2 protein-coding genes are annotated in these 682 nt (G+C 65.1%); both read right to left on the bottom strand.

Features of this window, described 5'->3' with window-relative positions; genetic code table 11:
* Window positions 1-308 (bottom strand): thiosulfate oxidation carrier complex protein SoxZ (gene soxZ, locus Tchar_RS13590; RefSeq protein WP_144329496.1); only part of this gene is annotated, 308 nt, incomplete at its 3' end.
* 45 nt (window positions 309-353) lie between these two features.
* The coding region (gene soxY, locus Tchar_RS13595; protein WP_144329497.1) for a thiosulfate oxidation carrier protein SoxY at window positions 354-682 on the bottom strand (329 nt) is incomplete at its 5' end.

Raw genomic sequence — 682 nt, forward strand, 5'->3', positions numbered from 1 at the left:
GCGATGGTGGCCTCGTCGGTGCGGGACTCGCCTTTGTTGTCGGTCCACTTCACCACCACCTTGTCGCCCTTGGCCGCACCCCGGAACTTGAAGCTCAAAAACGGGTTTTGCGACACCGCCCCGCTCCACTGCGCCTTGAGCACTTCCTTGCCATTGTGCGTGGCCACCACGTCCGTGATGTGGTGCGCCGGCACCAAATTGCCCGACGCATCGCGCCGCGTCCCAGGCTCCATCGGGTGGCTCATGAGCACCCGCACCGTCGTCACCCCACCGGCCTCGTTGGCCCGGATGCGCATCGGATCTGCCATCTCTGCTCTCCTTATTTCCTCAATCGCAACTGACCACGCCAGCCATCAGCCGCCGCAGCCACCCAGCGTCACCTTGGTTTCCTTGACCGCCGAGTACAGCTTGCCGTCGGCCTTGACCACCGCCAGCACGTTGGTGCTCTGCCCCATCTTCAAGCGCGTCTGCACATCGGCTTCGGTGCCCGCCGGAATCATGAACGCCGCCGCCAGCGGCTGCGGGTTCTTCTCCACCAGCAGGTAGATCTCGCTGGTGTTGGGAATGCGGCTGACCGCCCCCACCGGCACCACCGCACCGTTTTCAGCGATGTCGGGCGAGACGATCTGCACCTGATCGTTGGTGGCCGCCCCACCACCCAGCGCCTTGAGCGCATCGGCCA

This window comes from Tepidimonas charontis (genome assembly GCF_007556685.1).
Taxonomy (GTDB): Bacteria; Pseudomonadota; Gammaproteobacteria; order Burkholderiales; family Burkholderiaceae_C; genus Tepidimonas; species Tepidimonas charontis.